Source organism: Mycobacterium attenuatum (assembly GCF_900566085.1).
Classification (GTDB): domain Bacteria; phylum Actinomycetota; class Actinomycetes; order Mycobacteriales; family Mycobacteriaceae; genus Mycobacterium; species Mycobacterium attenuatum.
Genome location: NZ_UPHT01000184.1, coordinates 1 through 2,738, shown reverse-complemented (window position 1 = coordinate 2,738; position 2,738 = coordinate 1). Strand labels below are relative to the sequence as shown.

Annotated in this window: 1 protein-coding gene; it reads right to left on the bottom strand. The window is 67.6% G+C overall.

The features are described from left to right. The coding region (locus EET13_RS29030; RefSeq protein WP_168991351.1) for a non-ribosomal peptide synthetase at window positions 1-2,738 on the bottom strand (2,738 nt) is incomplete at both ends.

The following is a 2,738-nucleotide window of genomic DNA, read 5'->3' as shown; positions in this document are numbered from 1 at the left end:
CCCCCACACCAAAACCCGCCACATACAACTCCCCCACCACACCCACCGGCACCGGCCGCAACCACCCATCCAGCACCAACAACGCCGCCCCCGACACCGGCGACCCAATCGGCGGCACCCCCGAACCCACAACCAGCGGCGCACTCATCGACGCATACACCGTCGTCTCACTGGGACCATAAGCATTGACCATCACCCGACCCCGCGCCCACCGATCCACCACCTGCGCCGGACAGGCTTCACCGGCCACCACCAATGCCGCCGATTCCAACCCCTGCGGCGCCAACATCGCTACCGCGGAAGGCGTCTGGCTCAATACGGTTACCTGTTCGGCCACCAGCAGGGCGTGCAGGTCCTCCGGCGATTCCGCCACCTCCTCCGGCACGACGACCAGCCGCCCACCAGCCAGCAGCACACCCCAGATCTCCCAGACCGACACGTCGAAGGAATGTGAATGCCACTGGGAGACCGTAAAAGGCGTTGTAGTGCCGTTGTTTTGCGGACGGGTACCGAAGAATTCGTTGATTCGGAAGAGTTGGGTGACGTTCTGGTGGGAGATCGCTACGCCCTTGGGCACGCCGGTGGTGCCGGACGTGTAGATGAGGTAGGCGATCTCATCGGCGGCCGGTGCCGGCAACGCCGTGTCCGGATAGCCGGCGACGCGAGCATCCGCGATGTCGATCACCGTCACGTCGTATCCGTCCAGCCGGTCGGCAAGCCCGGTGGTGGTGAGGGCGGCGACGGGCGCGGCGTCGCCGAGCATGAACCCGATCCGGGCCGGGGGCAGTGCCGGGTCGATCGGCAGGTACGCCGCTCCCGTCTTGAGCACCGCGGCCATGGCGACGACGGCCTCAGCGGACCGGGGCAGCACCAGCGCCACCCGGGCACCCGGCCCAACACTGTGGCCGATCAGCAAGTGCGCCAACCGGTTCGACGTGGCGTCAAATTCGTGATAGGTGATCGACCGACCCGCGCAGCGCACCGCCACCGCGTGCGGGGTGCGCGCCACCTGGGCGGCCAGCGCGGCCGGAATCGACACCGCGGGCAGTCTGGGCCGCCGGAGCACCGCGCGGTTGCCCCACCCGTCCAGACGCTCGTGTTCGGCGTCGCTGAGCAGGTCCACCGACGACAGGGGCGCCGCGGGAGCGTCGGTCACGGCCACCAGGAGCCGCTGTAACCGCTCGATCAGCACATCGATGCTGGCCGCATCGAAGACATCGGTACGGAACTCCACGGTCCCGGCGATTCCGGCGAATTCACCGGTGTCGGTGAAGCATTCGCCCAGGGACCAGGTCAGGTCCATGCGCGCGCTGTGGGTATCGACGGGCATGGCGGTGACCTGCAGGTCGCCCAGTGCCAGCGGGGCAGAAGCGTTGTTCTGCCACGCTAACATCACCTGGATCAGCGGGTGATGAGTCAGTGATCGGGTCGGGTTGAGCCGCTCCACCAGCAGTTCGAACGGCACATCTTGATGTTCGTAGGCGGCCAGGCTGCGCCGGCGGACCTGGGCGAGCAAGTCGGTGAAGCTGGGATCCCCCGCCAGGTCGACGCGAAGCACCAACATGTTGACGAAAAATCCCACCAGCTCCTCGAGCCCGGGCTCGCGTCGTCCGGCGATCGGAAACCCAACCGCCACATCGCGACTGGTGCTGACGTTGGCCAACAGCACCGCCAACGCCGCCTGGACCACCATGAAGCTGGTGACGTTGTGCTCGCGGGCCACCCCCCGAACCCGTTGCTGCAATGCGGCCGGCCAGTCCACGGTGATCTTGGCGCCGCGGTGATCAGCGACCGGCGGATAGGGCCGATCGACGGGAAGTTGCAGGCGTTCGGGCAGCCCGGCCAGCGCATCCTGCCAGTAGGCAAGCTGGGTGGCGATGGGGCTGCGGCCGTTGTCGAGCTCGCCCAGTTGCGCGCGTTGCCACAGTGCGTAATCGGGGTACTGCAGGGGCAACTCAGCCCAGTCGGGGCGCTCGCCGGCGCATCGGCTGGCGTAGGCCAGAGCCAGGTCGCGTGCCAGCGGGGTCATCGACCAGCCGTCGGCGGCGATGTGATGCACCGCCACCACCAAAACGTTTTCGTCGCCGGTGACCGTGAAAAGCGTTGCCCGCATGGGGACTTCAGTTGCCAAATTGAAGGAGTAGCGCGCTGATTCGCCGATGGCCCGCTCCAGTCGGGCCGCCGGCCATCCCGCGGCGTCGACGACCGCCCAACCGAAATCGGCTTGCTCGGCGCCGATCACGGCCTGCTGGGCAATGCCATCGGTGACTTCGAATACGGTGCGCAAGCTTTCGTGGCGGCCCACCACGTCGGCCAGCGCCGCATGCAGCGCCTGGGCGTCGAGCCGGCCGCGCAGCCGCAACGCCACCGCCACGTTGTAGACCGGTGAAGGGCCTTGCAACTGGTCGAGCAGCCACAACCGGCTCTGGGCAAACGACAGCGGAACCACCGCGGGCCGCTCCCGGGCCACCAGGGGCTCGAGCGCACTGCCGCACCCATCGACGAGGGGGGCCAACCGGGCGATCGACGGCGCGTCGAACAGCGCGCCCACTTTGAGATCGGAATTCAGGATGGCGTTGATGGCAGCGATGACCCGCATCGCCGACAAGGAGTCGCCGCCGAGGTCGAAGAACGAGTCGTCGATGCCGACGCGTTGCACACCCAGCACCCGCGCGTATATGCCGGCCAAGATCTCCTCGACCGCAGTCGTGGGAGCGCAATACCGCTCGCGATCAACA